Origin of the sequence: Methanolacinia petrolearia DSM 11571 (assembly GCF_000147875.1) — an archaeon.
Taxonomy (GTDB): Archaea; Halobacteriota; Methanomicrobia; order Methanomicrobiales; family Methanomicrobiaceae; genus Methanolacinia; species Methanolacinia petrolearia.
Genome location: NC_014507.1, coordinates 1400401 through 1418339 on the forward strand (window position 1 = coordinate 1400401; position 17939 = coordinate 1418339).

Genomic DNA, 17939 nt, shown 5'->3' on the forward strand with positions numbered 1-17939 from the left:
AGGACAAATGCAATTTTAAATTCATAGAAGGTGATTAAATGATAGATCTTATTGTAAACGATCATGAAATAAAAGATATCGAACTGATAATTTTTGACAAAGACGGCACTCTTTTCGAACTATATCCATACTGGGCAACCGTTGCACGAAGGAGAGCGGAAAATATCTGCAAAATAATCCATGAAGACGATCCTTCTGCGATTGAATGGATCGCTTCGTTAATGGGAGTCGATTACTCGGGTGCTACAATGAATCCCAAAGGCCCAATAGGGGTCTTCAACAGGGATTATATCCAGGACCTCCTATGCAGGGAGCTGAATGAAAAAGGATATTTCATCGAAATAAACGACATTGTCGATGCTTTTAAGGAAGCCGACATATATATCAGCGACGATGGAGTCCTGAAACAGTCTCTTGTTCCCGTTGCAGGGCTTGTGGAGTTTCTCAAAAGCATCAAAGGCAATTGCCGTTGTGCGATCTTCTCCTACGATCAGACGATTAACCTGAAGCATATCGTCGAATTAATGGAACTGGAAGGCTTCTTCTCTATGCTGCTTGGAGGGGACCTGCTCGAATACCCGAAACCCAGTCCCTGGGGCGCAGAAAAAATTATGAGTGAACTGGATATCTCCCGGGAAAATACAATTCTTATCGGGGATTCTGTCAACGATATAAAAAGCGGAAGAGACGCAGGGTGCCAAAAAGTGATTACCAGAAGATCCGAGATCTCCGATCTTGATGAGATTTCGAAGATTACCGATCTGACAATCAGCAATTATCAGAATATTTCTGTCAGGCAGAATTAAGGGATACTAATAAAAAAATAACCAGACAGAATTCTATGTAATAATAACCTTTATTTCAGATAGAAATGAGAGATAGTGATTATGATTCTTAAAGACCTTGAAAAGGAATTATACTCACAGCTGCTTGTCCTTCGTGACGAATATGGTTGTGAGGGAATAAAATCAGAGTTTGAAAATGAAGGGTCGGATTTTCGCGATTTAATTCTTCTTCGTTATCTTACCGCAAAGGCCGGGCTTAAATTATATATAAAAATCGGTGGGGTGGAGGCATTTACTGATCTTAAAATGGCGATACACCTTAACGCCGACGGAATAATTATCCCTATGGTGGAATCCGAATTTGCCCTTATTAAAAGCATAAATATGGTCCGGGATCTTATCGGGGACGCTTGTACCGACTTCGATATATTCATCAATATCGAGACGAGATCGGCGGTGGAAAACCTAAGACCGATATTATCCGTATTAAACGATTCATTTAAAGGTATCACCATAGGAAGATCGGATCTGTCGTATTCCTACGGCAAAAAGGGTGAACAGGATTCGGACTTTACCAATGAAATCGTCGGGAATATTGTAGAAATCGCCCGTGAATGCAATATAAATAAGATTACGGTAGGCGGCGGAATTTCCAGGAAAACATTCAACAATGAATATCTCATCAACAATATCATCCCTGAATTAACCAATATCGAGACAAGAAACGTAATCCTCTGCGCCGATTCGATCAATAAACCCGAGGCACTGATATTTGCCCTGGATTTTGAAAGAAAATACCTCAATTACAAGCTTGAAAAGAATCACCTTTTCATGAAGATGGACGAAGACAGGTTCGAGACACTGATGTCCAGAGGCTGACCGGGATATGGGGAAAACTATTTTTATAACAGGTTCTTCAGGATTTATCGGCAAAAATCTAAGCGAACACTTTAAGGATAAATATAATATTATCGCGCCCGCCCATAAAGAACTGGATCTTCTTTCCGAAAAAGAGGTGCGTACCTTTTTCAGGGACAATGATATCGATTATGTAATTCATTGTGCAAATATCGGCGGGAATCGTAAATATTGCGGCACTTCAAATGTCGTCGGGGACAATTTAAGGATGTTCTTCAATATCGCAGATAATTCGGGACATTTTGAAAGACTGATTCATTTCGGTTCGGGAGCCGAATATGATAAAACAAGGGATTTGAGATCAGTACGCGAGGATGAATTCGGCGAATATGTGCCCCGCGACGATTATGGCTTTTCCAAATACTGCATCTCAAAATACATCGGCGAGTATTCTAATTTTTTCTGCCTCAGGCTGTTCGGCGTGTTCGGAAGATACGAGGATTACGAATATAAATTCATATCGAACGCAGTCGTAAAAAATCTTCTTCATATGCCGGTAACCATCAGGCAAAACGTAAATTTCAGCTGGTTATACATAAAAGATCTCTTTCCGGTCGTCGAATATTTCCTGGCAAAAGATCCTGAATTCGCATTTTATAATGTAACGCCGCCGGAAAACCTGGATCTCGTTTCGGTTGCACGGGAGATCAATTCGGTTTCGGATTATAAGTCGGATATTATTGTCGAAAACGAGGGAATGAACCTGGATTACAGCGGATCGAACGAACGGCTGGCCGCCGAGATTAAAAAATTAAGGTTTACTCCTTTCGATTCCGCTTTAAAGGAGTTAACAGGTTATTATAAATCGATACTGCCCACAATTGATATGGACACTATTTTACAGGACAGTTATGCCTCCGGGTGCAGGATAAAAAAATGATTTTGGTGTAAATACAATGGATGAAGAAGAGATACGAAATGATATTTTTAAGAAGGTTGAGTTGCTCTGCAGGTTAAGAAAAAATAGTGAAGAGTTCGTCCCCGGGAAGACCCCGGTCAATTATGCAGGCAGGGTTTACGATGAGAAAGAGATGATCTCCCTTGTCGATTCCGCACTGGATTTCTGGCTGACATCAGGGAGATATGCAGAAAAATTCGAAAAGGATCTTGCGGATTTTATCGGTGTCAAATACTGCCTGCTGACGAACTCGGGATCATCCGCGAATCTGCTGGCGATCTCTGCACTGACATCCCAAAAACTCGGTGAAGACAGATTAAAACCGGGAGACGAAGTCATCACGACTGCCTGCGGGTTCCCTACGACGTTGAACCCGATTATCCAGAATAACCTGACGCCGGTTTTTGTTGACGTGGAGCTCGGAACTTATAATATAAAAACTGAAAATCTCAAGGATGCGGTCTCCGAAAAGACAAAGGCGATCTTCGTTCCGCATACTCTGGGCAATCCCGCAGATATCTGCAAAATAAGGGAGGTCGCCGATGAATTCGATCTCTGGTTTATCGAGGATAACTGCGATGCACTGGGATCGAAATACGAAGGCAGATTTACCGGAAGCTACGGGGACATCTCGACATGCAGTTTTTACCCGGCTCATCATATAACGATGGGGGAAGGAGGGGCTGTTTTGACCGACGATCCCCTTCTCAAAAGAATCATCGCTTCGTTTAGGGACTGGGGCCGGGACTGCTGGTGCGACCCTGGAAAAGACAACTCATGCGGGAAGCGCTTTACCCAAAAATTCGGAGATCTGCCGCAGGGATATGACCACAAATATGTTTACTCGCATGTCGGCTACAACCTCAAAGTCACCGATATGCAGGCGGCAATAGGTGTGGAGCAGATAAAAAAACTTCCTCACTTTATCGAAAGGCGGAAAGAGAATTTTGCCGAATTAAGCAGCATCTTAGCAAAATATTCCGAGTACCTGCTGCTGCCGTACCCGGCAACCAAATCAGATCCGAGCTGGTTCGGATTTCCGGTTGTCGTAAAGGATGATGCACCTTTCAAAAGGAGCGACATCGTAAGTTACCTGGAGGAGCACAAGATTGCCACACGGATGCTCTTCGGCGGCAACCTGACGAAGCAGCCGGCATATGAAGGGATAAAATACCGTTTGCCCGGATCTTTGGAGAACACCGATACAGTAATGAACGATTTATTCTGGATCGGTGTCTACCCCGGTATCGATGAGGCAAGGTTAAACTATATAGAGAAGGTCTTTTCAGATTTTTTTTGTAAATAATTTATCCAATCATCATTTTCTATCAAATAGAGAAAAAAAGGATCAGGAATATTCAAAAATTTTTCAATTTAAAATTAATCGTCATTTCTCAACTTTGACAAGACATAACAAACTATCATTGATAAAACTTTTAGTATCCTGATAATGTCTTTCAATAGAAATAACAGAGAAATTATTCAACTGGAATAAAGAATGCAATGAAGACTCCGAAAAGAAATTAATATGTTCGTGCAGCTTTACGAATCCTAACGGGGGAATATACCTGAATTTAATTCTGAATAAAGTAGAGTATAAATCAATTGCCTTTAAAATGAATTCCGGGGAATTAGCAAGTTTATTCAAATAATTTTCAGTTTTATTCCCAAACCAGTTTTTGTATTTAAATGGTTCATATGGTACTTCAAGGACTAAATATCCGTCAGGAGTAAGGATTTCGTGAATTTTGTTTAATATGACATGAGGATCGGAGACATGCTCAAGAACCATTGACAATATCACAACATCAAATGTATCATTTCCGACTGAATCAATATCGTCTACAAGAGTTACACCGGGTACGGGTGTGACTCCAGAGACTTCATATACATATCGTTCATCTGAAATATCGTCCGGAATAAATTGCCCGCGATCGCCTCCATAATCTAAAATTCGATTAAATCTTCTTTTGCCTGAAAGATTCGCGAGAATAAATTTTTTAATCTGCTCCTTTCTTTCGGCAATGACCTGTTCATTATACCCGATACCGTTATTTATTGATTCGGAATACCACGGTTCATACTTATGACGAACCTGAAAATATTCCGGACCCCTATAATCATCGTAAAGGCGCTCAACTTCATCGTCATCAAATCTTTGTTCGAAAAATCTGAATCCGCAGTTATTGCACGTGAAAAAACGGCACCCGGATGGCTTTTCTCCCAGGACATAATGCGATATAAAAGGCGATATAATGCCATAGGAATATGAAAGCGAATCTGAATTACAACAAGGGCAGATCTCAATATTATACATTCAAATTATCCCCCAAAATTCTTAATAATCATTTTTCGTCTTCATTAAAGTTTATTCTTTCTCTTTCTATAACAAGCGGCCTTTTCATCACACGTGTCTGGATCGAACCGACATATTCGCCGATTACACCTATGAAAAACAACTGTACGGCGGAGAAGAAGAAAAGCCCAATTACAAGGGGGGCAATTCCTACATCGAAACTATACCAGTATATCAGTTTATAGACTGTATAGAAAAATGCAAAGATCAGGCTTATTATTGCCAGTGTAAATCCGATTAAAGTTGCAAGCCGTAGTGGAATTTTGGAATAGCTTGTTATTCCAAGCATAGCCATATCATAAAGGGTGTAGAAATTATTCTTTGTAATCCCTCTTTTTCTTAAGGGCTGCTGATATTCAATCTGGCATATGTCATATCCGATCTCGCTGATCAGACCTCTCATATACGGATATGGATCATCGATTAATCTTAGCTGCTCTATTATCTTTTTGTCATACAAACCGAAGCCCGTGAAATTTTTGATCTGTTTCACATCCGACAGCTTCTCGATAAAATAATAGTATACCCTCCTGATTGAAAAGAGAAGAGCATTCTCTTCGCTTCCTTTTTTAACCCCGACAACGACCTTGCACCCTTCATTCCACTTTTCGATGAATTCGGGTATCATATCAGGAGGGTCCTGGAAGTCTGCAACAAGAGAGATCACTGCATCTCCTTTTGCCTGTATCAGGCCATGAAACGGCGACCGGATATGCCCGAAATTTCTTGCATTAACGATAATTTTTACATTTTTATCTTTTTCTGCAATTCCTTTGAGTATCGGGACGGTCCTGTCCGTAGAGGCATTGTCAATGAAGATGTGCTCGTATTCGTATTCATCGAGATCCTGGAATATTGACTTTACGGCCTCGTAGAGCAATTCCACATTTTCTTCTTCATTGTAGCATGCCGTAACAATACTGATTTTTCGACCCATTTTACCTGACTCATGCGATTTCTATTTGTTTCAGCAATATGTATTTAAATTCCGGATATACCCGGATATTTAACCGGGAATTAAATAATATTTGATTTTGGTTTACTCACATAAATTTAAGACCGGATTATATTAAATAATCACTCAGGTTTCCACTTTTTGAAGCTTAAATACCTGTGCCCGAAAAAACTTATAAACGTGGTTATCGGTATGCACAGCAATGCAGCAATCCTGGGATCAATGCCAAGTCCAGCGACAAATATCGGCATCAGGATTAGATTTTCAAGGAGGACGAACAGGTACACGAAGTTAAATTTTATAAATTCCGTAACCGGGTGATTTTTTGATGAAAAAACCCAGAATCTGTTCCAGATATAGCTGTGTGTAACGGCCAGAAAATGACCGGCAACCGTCGCAATCATATAATTCATGAAACCGACGAGAACGAAGAAAATAAGATATCCTACAACCGTATTTAAAATTCCAACCAGCAGGAATTTTGACAACTGGGGGAATATCTGGTGTCTGTTATATATTTGAAAAATTTTCTGTATGGATTCAGAAAAAAAATCTCTTATTTTCATATATCTTATCCCCTGAAAATATGAACGGGCAACACAATAAACTTATAGAGTTTTAAAATGATTCTATTAATTTATTCTGCCGGTTTCCTGATTTTTATCAAAAAATAATATTACAATGTTTAAATTTTCCCTTTTATTTTTATCAGCAGCCTTTTGCCGGCTTTGCCTTTTACTTTGGCCCGGAAGGACGGATAGTCATACCTGAGTATTGAAGGATTGATGTCTTTTTTTTCATAATCTCTCCACATGTGTTTCTTCCTGGTCGATGCACGATTATTCTTTTTATTCACAAGGACGACTCTCTGCTTCATGGCTTCATCTCCTATCTCGATCAGGAGAGAGATTATCGGTAATCTATTTAGGGTTTTGGTTCATGAATTTTTCAGCCCGGATAAAACCCGATATTAAGATAGAATATGAATATTTTGTGAATTTAGATTGGATTTTCAGAAAAAATTTATTTAATCGTCGTAATTGATCAGCATCATACTGTTGAAGACTGCAGAGAAGATGATCTGCATCCCCGAGAGAAACAGCGTTAATGCAATTACTGCATTTGTAACCTGAGACAGGCTTCCGAATCCCGATTCGATCCAGTTGAGGATAATGTAAAGACCAATAATAGCACCGGCTGCAATAATGATTATCCCGGCAACCAGTTCTCGTTCAAGATTCTGGTAATTGGCAATTTTTGTTATTATTCCTACGTCCTCGTTGTATCCTGCAATGATGGAATAGGTCTTAATGTTGATGCCCATCAGGATTGCCTGAAGGCCACCGATAAAGAGGATCGACGCAAGAACGAAAGAGTGCAGGTTTGAATTCTCCAGGTTTCCTTCCAGATAATATATCGCCATAAGAACAGCACCCATTATAAAGAAGAAGAAACCAGGAATCGCAAGGAACGGAAGAGGCTGGTACAGCAGCATGAACCGTACATGCCTCCAGCCGTCTGCAAAGCTGTGCAGGTTTGACGGGGCCTTTCTAGGGTAGTAGTCTATAGGGACCTCGGATATCTTCAGGTTTTTTCTTGCAGCCTCGATTATCATCTCGGATGCAAACTCCATGCCCGGCGTCTTCAGGTTGAGACTGTCGAGGGCTTCTTTTTTAATGGCTCTCATTCCGCAGTGAGCATCGGATATATTGGTCTTGAATACCTTGTTCAGCATCCACGTGAGAACCGGATTTCCGATATACTGGTGGAGCGCCGGCATCGCCCCTTTCATGATATTTCCCTTGAGGCGGCTGCCCATGACGAAATCGGAGCCTGATTCGATCTCTTTTATAAATTCGGGAATTTTTTTGATATCATATGTCCCGTCCGCATCGAGTATGACTATGATCTCTCCCAAAGCCTCCCTGAAGGCGTATAGGTATGCGTTACCGTATCCTTTCTTTTCAGGCCGGATGACTTTTGCCCCGAGTTTTTCGGCGATCTCGTCCGTCCTGTCGGTGGAAGACGAAGAGACGATGATCTCGGCGGAGATGTTGTTTTCTTCGAGCACGGTTTTGATCTCTTCGATGCAGTCGGCTATGGTGAGCTCTTCGTTTAGCGCCGGGAGTATGACTGAGACGTATGGGTGATCTTCTTTTAACTTGGGGGCCGGGTTTTCGTTCATGTCTCTTCGTTTTATTTTCTTGTGAATTATCTGAGAAAGATTACAGGAATTCATTTGAATTTATATTTATGGCATTCCTGCATTTTCCCGCCGGAATATCATTTATAGTCTACGTTTATATTTAAACGGGTTTTGTTTAATCTTTCTGGTTTCGGTTCGCAGTTCGGATTTTGTGATGATAAATTTTTTTTAGAAGATTCAAAGATACCTGAATCTCTTCACGTCAGTCTTGATCTTGTTTCTGATCATAAAGTTGTATGAGAAGTATTATACTTTGGATACAACATGTCAAATTGATTCCGGTAGAAATTGTGGTTTATTATTCATTTCTTCCTGTTAATGAGCAATGCACCACTTATACATCCAGGTCAGATGTCGTCAAGGTCAAATACAATATATCCCATTTCACGCAGAGTCTCTTTTTCTTCTACCTTCTTTGCAAAAAGTGCAAAGTGCTCCTTTCTGGACTCATTATTCCACTGAACAGAACCCGACTTTTTTTCAAGGCCTGATAGAATCCTTCCGGCATCGATTTTATCAAGATTCTTCCATTTGCATTCAACAAATAAAATATCCCTGTTTTCCGGGTTGGTGACAACCGCATCGATCTCATTTTCCTTATGCCACCAGGGTCTTACATCAGTAAAAGTGAAAGGAAGAGGGACTTCTTTGGTTTTTATTTGCTCAATTACCAGCCGCTCAAATTGTTTCCCGTAATATGCATTGAGCTGAGGAGAAATACGGGAATAAACTTCATCAATGAGGCCCATTTCCAGGTCTGATAAATTCGGATATACAAACCTGAACCAGAATCTGAAGAACTGGTCATTAATCTCATAGATCCCGCCTTTTTTTCTCCCAAGAGGGAGTATATATTCAATAAAACGGAGATTTTCAAGGACCGAGAGGTATTTTGAAAGATTGCCCTTCTCTATTCCGGTGACTGAAGATAATTCTCCCTGTTTATTGTACCCGAGAGAGAGATATTTGAGAATTAGTGTATATGTTTTAGGTTCCCTGAATTCTTCTCTAAGCAAAACTCCGGGTTCGTTGTAGAGGACCTCACCTTTTCTGAGTATTTTTTTCTTTATATTTTCTTCAACTGTTAAGGAGCCATCGAGTTTTTGAAGGTAAAAAGGGATGCCTCCGCATATTGCCCATAAACAGAACAGATCTGATTTTTCATAAACCGGGTAAAAATACTTCAGGTGCTTAAACGACATTGGTGAAACGTTCCACTCACCTGTTCTTCTCCCGTATAAAGGGCTTTTGTAACCTAATACCTCGGTTTCCATCATTCCCATCGAAGAGCCGCAGATTATCAGGAATAGATTTCTGTCAATAAGTAGTTCATCCCAGATCTTTTGAAATACTGAAACGACTCCGCGATTCAGCTCAATCAGATATGGAAATTCATCGATTGCAATTACCGCATTTCTGTTGCCTATCTCTTCTGAAAAATGCTTATATAATGAATAGAAGGACGAGACGTCGATATCCCTGAAATATTCTTTTCCGGTGAGGTCAGCGAATTTATCTTTCATCTCTTTGATATTTTCTTCAGTACTGTCATTTGTGCAGAGGATATATGTCCCGTCTTTGTCTTCAATGAATTTTTTTATCAGTTCGGTCTTTCCAATCCTCCGCTTCCCGTACAAAACGATCATCTGGGCTGAATTTTCGGCATATTTCTTGTTGAGAAAATCGAGTTCCTGCTCCCGGTTCACGAAAGGTTGTATCATAAGTATTATACTTTACATACAACTATTTAAGGATTGTACATGATAAGATTATTCAGGCATTTTGTGCCTGTGCTATGACATAAATTAGATTTTATTTTCTTATTGATAACTTTCTGGCCCTATTTCCTGGAAATTATACGGGAGGAAGAGGCTGCATAATGGGCCGGGGAGAGATTCCTTTTGGATCCATATCGCTGAACAGGTTTCATCCGGATTATGTGAAAAGTGGTCTGAAGGCTGAATTGATTATCGGACCTGACAGGACAGCGATGTTAATTCATCCCGTTCTCAATAAATTGAATTTACATCCAAGAGAAACCAGGATTCGTAAAACATAAAATAAAACTTAAATAATGCTCAAAATATGGCCAAATTACGATTTTTCTAATCCTCACAGAAGCCCCAGATTCCACGATCTCACCTTTAGTCGACAAACATCGTCAGAAAAAAAAGGAGGCTATAACGTGCCGCCATATCTCTACAATCCATGCTTTAATCCCTGTGGAACAGGCATATTTTCGTTATTTCAAAAGTGTTTTCAAAGCAGCGGATTAAAAGCTGAAATAAGCCCGAATTATCGTTTTTTGGGTAAGGATCATATCTGAAAAAAGTTCCGGATTTACCTGACGCAGGGATCGGACTTCTCAGGTGTTGATTCGGGCTCTGATCTCTTCGATGCAGTCTCCTACGGGGAGTTTTCTTTTAACTTGGGGGGCCGGGTTTTCGTTCATGTCTCTTCGTTTTATTTTTTTATGATTATCTGAGAAAGGTTACAGGAATTTATTTAGATTTTTATTTATAGGATTCTTGCATTTTTTCGCCAGAATATCATTTATAATCTACGTTTATATTTAAACGGGTTTTGTTTAATCGTCGCTATATAGAAATCCTCATTTTAGCATTTTGGTATTAGCATTTTTTACAATTCAACTGCTTTATGAAAGTTTGTTTAGAAAATTTCTATAAGGCCCAATTTTATCTAATTAGATATTAATTAATAATTGTAATCTAAAAAGAGAGAGATATAATAAGGTGATAGTGATTTCAAATATAAACAATATAATTGAAAACTTTAATAGGGTTAATATTCTTGCTATTGGGGACTTAATGATTGACCAATATTTAGAGGGGAGTGTAACACGTATATCCCCAGAAGCACCTGTACCTGTTGTTGATGTAGAATATGAGCAGTATAAATTGGGAGGAGCTGCAAATGCGATAAATAATATAAAAAGTCTGGGAGGATCTGTTGAAGCAATAGGGATTATTGGAAAAGATGATTCTGGAAAAATGTTGTTAGACATGCTAATGGAAAAAGGCATTGATACTAAAGGAATTATAATATCTGATGATAGACCTACGATACTGAAAACCAGAGTTATCGGTAACGGTCACCAAATAGTAAGAATAGATAAAGAAATTCGAAATCCTATCGATAATAAAACAACAGAGTGTGTATTAAATTATATTAAACAAAGGATTAATGATTTCAATGCAATTTTAATATCTGATTATAATAAAGGATTTATATCACAGCAATTACTGTCTGGAATAGTATCATTAGCACAATTATATAACATACCAATCATTGTAAATTCAAAAGCAGAAAAATTATGCTCTTATAAAAATATCTCTATAATTATTACTGATCTATCTTATGCATCAGAAGCGGTTGGCATAAAAGCAATAAATGAAACAAGTGTCCGAAATGTAGGTCAATGGTTGTTAACCCATCTCGATTGCAGGGGCGTTCTAATTATTCGTGGTAAAAAGGGAATTACGTTATTTGATAAAAATAATGATGTAAAAAATCACTTTATTAATCCGATTGAGGCAAATGATATAACAGGTGTAAGTGACGTTTTAACTGGTGTTATGGCTCTGTCTTTAGCAAGCGGTCTGGATTTACAAAATGCAGCAACAATTGTAAATGCAGCAGCAAATGTTGCTTTTAAGAAAAAAGGAGTGCATACAATTACAAAAGATGAATTATTAGAGCAGATCTCATGACAGAAATTACATCAGAAGATTTAAAAAAATTAGAAGATAAAGCGAATCTAATTCGCAGGCATGTCATAAAAATATTAAATAGTGCCGGTTCAGGGCATACGGGAGGGTCTCTCTCATGCACAGACCTTTTAGTAGCATTATATTTTCATGTAATGAACCATAGTCCTGATGTTAAATTAGAAAATCAGGACAGATTTATATTATCGAAAGGCCATGCAGCACCTGCTTTGTACTCAACATTGGCAGAATGTGGATATTTTTCTATCAATGAATTAGAATCATTAAGAAAAAATAACGGTTTTCTTCAAGGCCATCCCGATTGCAAAATACCTGGAGTGGAGGTTTCCGGAGGCTCACTTGGTCAGGGTCTCTCAATTGCTAATGGCCTATCTATTGCTGCAAAATATGACAATAAAAATTCAAAAATCTATGTTTTATTAGGAGATGGTGAATGTGACGAGGGTCAGATTTGGGAAGCAGCTATGCTCTCTGCACATTATAAACTAGATAATATTATTGCAATTGTCGATCGTAATGGCCTTCAAATTGACGGTCAGACTGAAAAAGTTATGTGTCTTGAGCCATTTGCAAGAAAATGGGAATCCTTTGGATGGAATATAATTGAAATTGACGGGAATGATATGTCACAGATAATAAATGCCTTTAAAGAAGCAAAATGCTTAACAGGTAAACCCACAGTGATAATTGCATATACATTTAAAGGAAAAGGCGTTTCTTTTATGGAATGGGTTAATTCATTCCATGGTAAGGCCCCTAACGAAACAGAGATGAATATGGCTTTAGAGGAATTAAAATGAGCTATTTATCAACCCGAGAGGCCTGTGGAAATGCTTTGACTGAGCTTGGAGAAACAGAAAAAGATATTTTTGTACTTGACGCTGATCTTTCCGTATCAACACAGACAAAAAAATTTGCAGAAAGATATCCTCAAAGATTTCTCAATGTAGGATGTGCCGAACAAAATTTAGTTGGAACAGCTGCTGGTCTGGCTATAGCTAGGAAAACAGTTTTTGTAGGTTCTTATGCTATGTTCATTAACAGGGCGTGGGAGCAGATTAGAAATACTATATCTCATGACAACCTGAATGTCAAAATATTAGCCAGTCATTCTGGTATGACAAATGCTCCCGATGGCGCATCTCATCAGTGTTTTGAAGATATTGCCATTATGAGGGTAATACCAAACATGTCTGTTCTGTGTCCGGCAGATGAAATTGAAGCTAAAAAATTAATCCTTGCTGAAGCTTATCGAAAAGGCCCTTCATATATCAGATTGAATCGGATTGCTACACAACCAATTTATGACATCGATTATGAATTTGAGTTTGGTAAGGCAGTACAAATAAAAGAAGGGACAGATGTTACTGTGATTGCAACCGGGACCATGGTTACAGAGGCAATAAAAGCATCAGAAGTGCTGAAAAAAGAGGGAATAAATGCACAAATCCTGAATGTACATACATTGAAACCATTAGATAATGATACAATTATAAAAGCAGCAAAAGATACTGGTCGTGTCGTTACAATTGAAGAACATAGCAGATATGGTGGTCTCGGTGGAGCCATTGCCGAAATTCTCGCAGAAAGTTATCCTGTTCCTATGAGGATAATCGGAATAAAGGATAGATTTGGAGAATCGGGAGTGTATGAGCATTTAATAAATAAGTTTGGTTTAAATGCGTCTGAAATTGTAAAGAGTGCTAAAATTTTACTTGGTGAAAAGAAATGAAATTTTTTATTGATACTGCAAATATTGATGAGATAAGGATTGCTAATGACTGGGGAATCATTGACGGTGTAACAACGAATCCTTCTTTGGTGGCAAAAGAAGAAAAAGACTTCCGGGCTCTTATTGAAGAGATTCTTGGTATTGTAAACGGACCTATAAGTGTAGAAGTTATTAGTACCGATACAGAAGGAATGGTAAAAGAAGCACTGGATATATCACAATGGTCAGAAAACATTGTGGTAAAAATACCAATGATTCCTGAAGGATTGAAAGCTATAAAAATATTACATAATAAAGGCATCAAAACGAATGCTACGCTGATATTCTCGGTTAATCAGGCGCTAATGGCTGCCAAAGCAGGAGCAAATTATGTAAGTCCATTTATTGGAAGATTAGATGATATAGGACAAGATGGTTTACAGATAATTCGGGATTTAAGAGAAATTTTTAGCCAGTATGACTTAAAAAACGAAATCATTGTAGCCAGCATCAGGCATCCTTTGCATGTTGTGGAGTCAGCAAAAGCCGGAGCACATGTTGCTACAATTCCATTTGGCGTAATAGAAAAGATGTTTAAACATCCTTTAACAGACAGCGGGCTCAATAGTTTCTTAAAAGACTGGAATAAAACACAAAAATAACGGGTATGACAATGGATAAAGAATCAAACATTTATGTTGCAGGGCACAAAGGACTTTTGGGCTCTGCATTGATAAAAAAACTACATTCGGAAGGCTACACGAATATTATCTTTAAAAATCATGATCAATTGGATTTAACCAATCAAAATGCAGTAGATGATTTTTTCAAAAATGAAACACCTGAATATGTCTTTCTTGCAGCTGGTTTAACAGGGGGAATTTTAGCAAATAAAACCTATCCTGCCACATTTCTGCATACTAACATTGCTATTCAGGATAACGTATTTCAGGCAGCTGTAAAATATGATGTGAAAAATTTAGTTTTTTATGCTTCATCTTGCATTTACCCAAAAGAATGCTCACAACCTATTAAAGAAGATTATCTACAATCTGGAATAATAGAAGAAACCAGTGAAGGATATGCTATTGCAAAAACAGCAGGTGTAATTGGATGTCGTACATATAACAGGCAATACAATTCAAATCGTTTTATTGCTCTGTTGCCTAATTCCATGTATGGACCAAATGATAATTTTGATCTTGAAAATTCTCATGTACTATCTGCTCTTATAAGAAAAATTCACGATGCAAAAAATAACAATGACCAAGATATTACACTATGGGGAAGCGGGAATCCTAGGCGAGAATTTATTTACTGCGAGGATGTTGCTAATGCATCCATATTTGCAATGAAAAATTCTGAAATTCTTCAAAACAGGCATTATAATATTGGCACAGGAGTTGATTATTCTATTAAAGAGCTTGCAGAGATCATTTCTGAAATCATCGGTTATAACGGGCAAATTAAATGGGATACTACAAAACCGGATGGTGTTAAACAGAAATTATTAGATATTACTGAATTTTTAAATCTTGGATGGGAACCAAGAGTTGAAATCAGAGATGGAATAAAAAATACCTATGATTGGTATCTCCAGAACATAAACAATAAAGGGTATTGAAATGCTATTTGAACAATCTGAAGAATTTTTTAATTTCTTAAATTCAAAATCCAAGTGTGTAAGAAAAGAAACCCTAAAAATTCATAAAATTGCACCAGAAACCAGAATTGCATCTTCTTTGTCCTGTCTTGAAATATTTGTGGCCTTATATTACGGAAAGATCTTGAAATATAACCCGGAAGATCTCCAGGATAATAAAAGAGATCGTTTTATTATTAGTAAAGGTCATGGTGCAATCTCACTCTATCCTATATTAGCAGATCTGGGATTTTTTGATAAAAGCGAACTTAAAAAAGTTTGCAGAGAGGGAACATTTTTAGGGGGAATTCCTGATTCAATAATACCCGGATTTGAAACTATTAACGGGTCTCTCGGGCATGGATTGGGAGTTGCCTGCGGTATTGCTTTGGCATTAAAGAAAAAAAGAGCTTCTGAAAATGTTTTTGTACTGGTAGGAGACGGAGAACTATATGAAGGTTCAGTCTGGGAAGCAATTATGTTCGCCGGAGAGCACAAATTAGATAATTTGATACTGATCCTTGATAAAAACCGCATTTCTATGCTAGATTATTGTGATAAAATCATGGATCTTGAGCCCTACGGAACCAAATTTGAATCATTTAAATGGGAAGTAAAAACTGTTGATGGACATGATATCAATCATGTTTATAATTCACTCATTGCACTTAAAAATGAAAGGAATAATAAACCAAAATTATTAATTGCAAATACTATCAAAGGCAAAGGAGTTCCAGGTCTCGAAAATGACTCTCTATGCCATATAAAAAGTCTGAAACCACAAGAAATTGATAAATTACTCGAGGGATTTGAGTGACCGGAGAAATTAAAGTTACCAGAGATGTATTTTTAGAAGGGATCCATGAACGGATGCTTACAGATGAAAATATCTTTTTTTTATGCGCAGACTTTGGTTCTCCAAAACTTGATGCCATACGTGAAGATTTTCCGGATAGGTTCATCAATGTAGGAATTGCCGAACAAAATCTGATTAATGTTGCAACGGGTCTTGCTCTGGAGGGATTTACAGTTTATGCATATGCAATAGCACCCTTTTTAACAATGCGTGCATATGAACAAATAAGAATTAACCTTTCTCTTCATGCCCAGTTAAAAGATATAAATGTCAATTTAATAGGTGTGGGTGCAGGTTTAAGTTATGATGTATCAGGACCTACCCATCATTGCCTTGAGGATATTTCTATTATAAGAACTCTCCCAAACATAGTTCTTTTTTCACCAAGTGACTGGTTATTGGCTCAAAAATTTATTGATTATTCTATATATGTTAAAAAACCGAAGTATCTCCGGTTTGATGGGAAACCTGTTTCACAGATTTATAATAACACTGAGTCTATCAATTTTGAGAATGGCTTTAGTGAATTATTTGAAGGGGATAAAATATGCATAATCTCCACAGGAATAATGACCCAAAAAGCATTAAATGTGATAAAAAAATTAGCAGAACAAGATATTTCAGTAGGTTTAATTGATGTATACATCTTAAAGCCATTTAATGAGGAATTATTTTTTAATGCAATCAAAAGATATTCACATATAATTACCTTAGAAGAGGCATTCATCAATAAAGGAGGCCTTGATAGTATGATCTCTAATATTTTGGAATGCAGGAATTACTGTATCAATATATCTCGGATAGGGTTTAAAGACGAATTTGTATTCGATATTGGCAGTCGTGATTACCTGCACAGATTAAATAATCTTGATGAGGAAAGCATTAATAAAATAGTTTTAAAATTACTTGAGGAGAATTAACATGAAAATTTTAGTTACTGGAGGAGCCGGGTATATCGGATCGGTATTAGTGCCAACATTACTTAGAAATGGGCACGAAGTAATTGTGGTTGACAATTTTATGTACAATCAACAATCATTGCTTGATTGCTGTAATGATAAAAACTTAACAATTATCAGAGGAGATGTAAGAGATAAATCCCTGATTTCAAAATGTATGGCAAATGTTGATGCGATATTCCCTCTTGCATGTCTCACAGGTGCACCCTTATGCTCGAAAGATCCTATCGGGGCCCAGACAATCAATTTTGATGCAATAAAAATGATACTTGATATGCGCAAACCTGACCAAAAAATTATATTTCCAACAACAAATAGCGGATATGGAATTGGTCAGGAAGGAATATTTTGTACTGAAGACACTCCCCTAAATCCAATCTCTCTATACGGTCGTTTAAAAGTCGATATTGAAAAACTTGTTCTCGAATCGGGGAATTCAATCACTTTACGCCTTGCTACTGTTATGGGAACAAGTCCTAGAATGCGGCTTGACCTGCTTGTGAATGACTTTACATATCGTGCAGTAAATGACGGATTTTTAGTGTTGTTTGAACCCCATTTTAAGCGAAATTATATCCATGTCAGAGATGTTGCCAAGGCTTTCATTCATTGTCTGGAGAATTTCGAAACAATGAAGGGAGAGCCGTACAACGTAGGATTAAGTGAAGCTAACTTGAGCAAATGGGAACTTTGTGAAGCGATCCAGAAGCAATTGCCTAATTTTTATTTTGTAGAGGGAAAAATAGGAGAAGATCCTGACAAGCGTGATTATATTGTTAGCAATGAGAAGATTGAAAAAACCGGATTTGTTCCGGATTATTCATTGAAATATTCAATTACTGAATTAATTAAAGGTTACCAGATTATAAAAAGAAACCAATATGCGAATGTGTAATATAGTCTT

At 37.8% G+C, this 17939-nt stretch carries 18 protein-coding genes; 12 read left to right on the forward strand and 6 right to left on the reverse strand.

Annotated features, from left to right (window positions below):
* The first annotated feature begins 38 nt into the window (after positions 1-38).
* From MPET_RS06960 to rfbH, 4 genes are all read left to right on the forward strand, one after another.
* The gene (locus MPET_RS06960; RefSeq protein WP_013329308.1) at positions 39-806 is read left to right on the forward strand and encodes an HAD family hydrolase; all 768 of its coding nucleotides are present in this window, start codon (positions 39-41) and stop codon (positions 804-806) included.
* 81 nt (positions 807-887) lie between these two features.
* Positions 888-1664 carry an aldolase/citrate lyase family protein gene (locus tag MPET_RS06965; protein WP_013329309.1) on the forward strand — a complete coding sequence of 259 codons (777 nt, stop codon included), beginning with the start codon at positions 888-890 and terminating at the stop codon, positions 1662-1664.
* Between the two features lie 7 nt (positions 1665-1671).
* Positions 1672-2583, forward strand: coding sequence for an NAD-dependent epimerase/dehydratase family protein (locus MPET_RS06970; RefSeq protein WP_013329310.1), 912 nt, complete (start codon positions 1672-1674; stop codon positions 2581-2583).
* A gap of 16 nt (positions 2584-2599) precedes the next feature.
* Entirely contained in the window at positions 2600-3907 is a 1308-nt protein-coding gene (gene rfbH, locus MPET_RS06975; RefSeq protein ID WP_013329311.1) for a lipopolysaccharide biosynthesis protein RfbH, read from the forward strand.
* A gap of 81 nt (positions 3908-3988) precedes the next feature.
* On the opposite strand, the gene MPET_RS06980 is transcribed toward rfbH, so the two are convergent.
* The 6 genes from MPET_RS06980 to MPET_RS07005 all read right to left on the reverse strand — a co-directional run bounded on the left by MPET_RS06980 (position 3989) and on the right by MPET_RS07005 (position 9839).
* A complete protein-coding gene (locus tag MPET_RS06980) occupies positions 3989-4918 on the reverse strand; it encodes a class I SAM-dependent methyltransferase (RefSeq protein WP_013329312.1) in 930 nt (309 codons plus the stop codon).
* Positions 4919-4946: 28 nt separating this feature from the next.
* Positions 4947-5894 carry a glycosyltransferase family 2 protein gene (locus tag MPET_RS06985; RefSeq protein WP_013329313.1) on the reverse strand — a complete coding sequence of 316 codons (948 nt, stop codon included), beginning with the start codon at positions 5892-5894 and terminating at the stop codon, positions 4947-4949.
* Between the two features lie 140 nt (positions 5895-6034).
* Positions 6035-6400, reverse strand: a complete 366-nt coding sequence (locus MPET_RS14485) for a GtrA family protein (protein ID WP_187287594.1) — start codon at positions 6398-6400, stop codon at positions 6035-6037.
* A 197-nt stretch (positions 6401-6597) separates the two neighbouring features.
* Complete coding sequence (locus MPET_RS06995) at positions 6598-6789, reverse strand: hypothetical protein (protein ID WP_013329315.1); 192 nt, start codon at positions 6787-6789, stop codon at positions 6598-6600.
* Positions 6790-6939: 150 nt separating this feature from the next.
* Complete coding sequence (locus MPET_RS07000) at positions 6940-8097, reverse strand: glycosyltransferase family 2 protein (RefSeq protein ID WP_013329316.1); 1158 nt, start codon at positions 8095-8097, stop codon at positions 6940-6942.
* 368 nt (positions 8098-8465) lie between these two features.
* On the reverse strand, positions 8466-9839 hold the full coding sequence (locus MPET_RS07005) for an ATP-binding protein (protein ID WP_013329317.1): 1374 nt from the start codon (positions 9837-9839) through the stop codon (positions 8466-8468).
* Positions 9840-10871: 1032 nt separating this feature from the next.
* Between MPET_RS07005 and MPET_RS07010 the strand changes: the two genes are divergently transcribed.
* The 8 genes from MPET_RS07010 to MPET_RS07045 are packed head-to-tail and all read left to right on the forward strand — an operon-like array spanning position 10872 to position 17930.
* Complete coding sequence (locus MPET_RS07010) at positions 10872-11849, forward strand: bifunctional heptose 7-phosphate kinase/heptose 1-phosphate adenyltransferase (protein ID WP_013329318.1); 978 nt, start codon at positions 10872-10874, stop codon at positions 11847-11849.
* Positions 11846-12667 carry a transketolase gene (locus MPET_RS07015; RefSeq protein WP_013329319.1) on the forward strand — a complete coding sequence of 274 codons (822 nt, stop codon included), beginning with the start codon at positions 11846-11848 and terminating at the stop codon, positions 12665-12667. Before MPET_RS07010 ends, MPET_RS07015 begins: the two co-directional genes overlap by 4 nt.
* On the forward strand, positions 12664-13599 hold the full coding sequence (locus tag MPET_RS07020; protein WP_013329320.1) for a transketolase family protein: 936 nt from the start codon (positions 12664-12666) through the stop codon (positions 13597-13599). Before MPET_RS07015 ends, MPET_RS07020 begins: the two co-directional genes overlap by 4 nt.
* Positions 13596-14240, forward strand: coding sequence for a fructose-6-phosphate aldolase (gene fsa, locus MPET_RS07025; protein ID WP_013329321.1), 645 nt, complete (start codon positions 13596-13598; stop codon positions 14238-14240). Before MPET_RS07020 ends, fsa begins: the two co-directional genes overlap by 4 nt.
* Before the next feature lie 11 nt (positions 14241-14251).
* A complete protein-coding gene (locus tag MPET_RS07030) occupies positions 14252-15202 on the forward strand; it encodes a GDP-L-fucose synthase family protein (RefSeq protein ID WP_048131042.1) in 951 nt (316 codons plus the stop codon).
* A 1-nt stretch (position 15203) separates the two neighbouring features.
* On the forward strand, positions 15204-16037 hold the full coding sequence (locus MPET_RS07035; protein WP_013329323.1) for a transketolase: 834 nt from the start codon (positions 15204-15206) through the stop codon (positions 16035-16037).
* Positions 16034-16996, forward strand: coding sequence for a transketolase family protein (locus MPET_RS07040; protein ID WP_013329324.1), 963 nt, complete (start codon positions 16034-16036; stop codon positions 16994-16996). Before MPET_RS07035 ends, MPET_RS07040 begins: the two co-directional genes overlap by 4 nt.
* 1 nt (position 16997) lies before the next feature.
* Positions 16998-17930 carry an NAD-dependent epimerase/dehydratase family protein gene (locus MPET_RS07045; RefSeq protein ID WP_013329325.1) on the forward strand — a complete coding sequence of 311 codons (933 nt, stop codon included), beginning with the start codon at positions 16998-17000 and terminating at the stop codon, positions 17928-17930.
* The last annotated feature ends 9 nt before the right edge of the window (positions 17931-17939 follow it).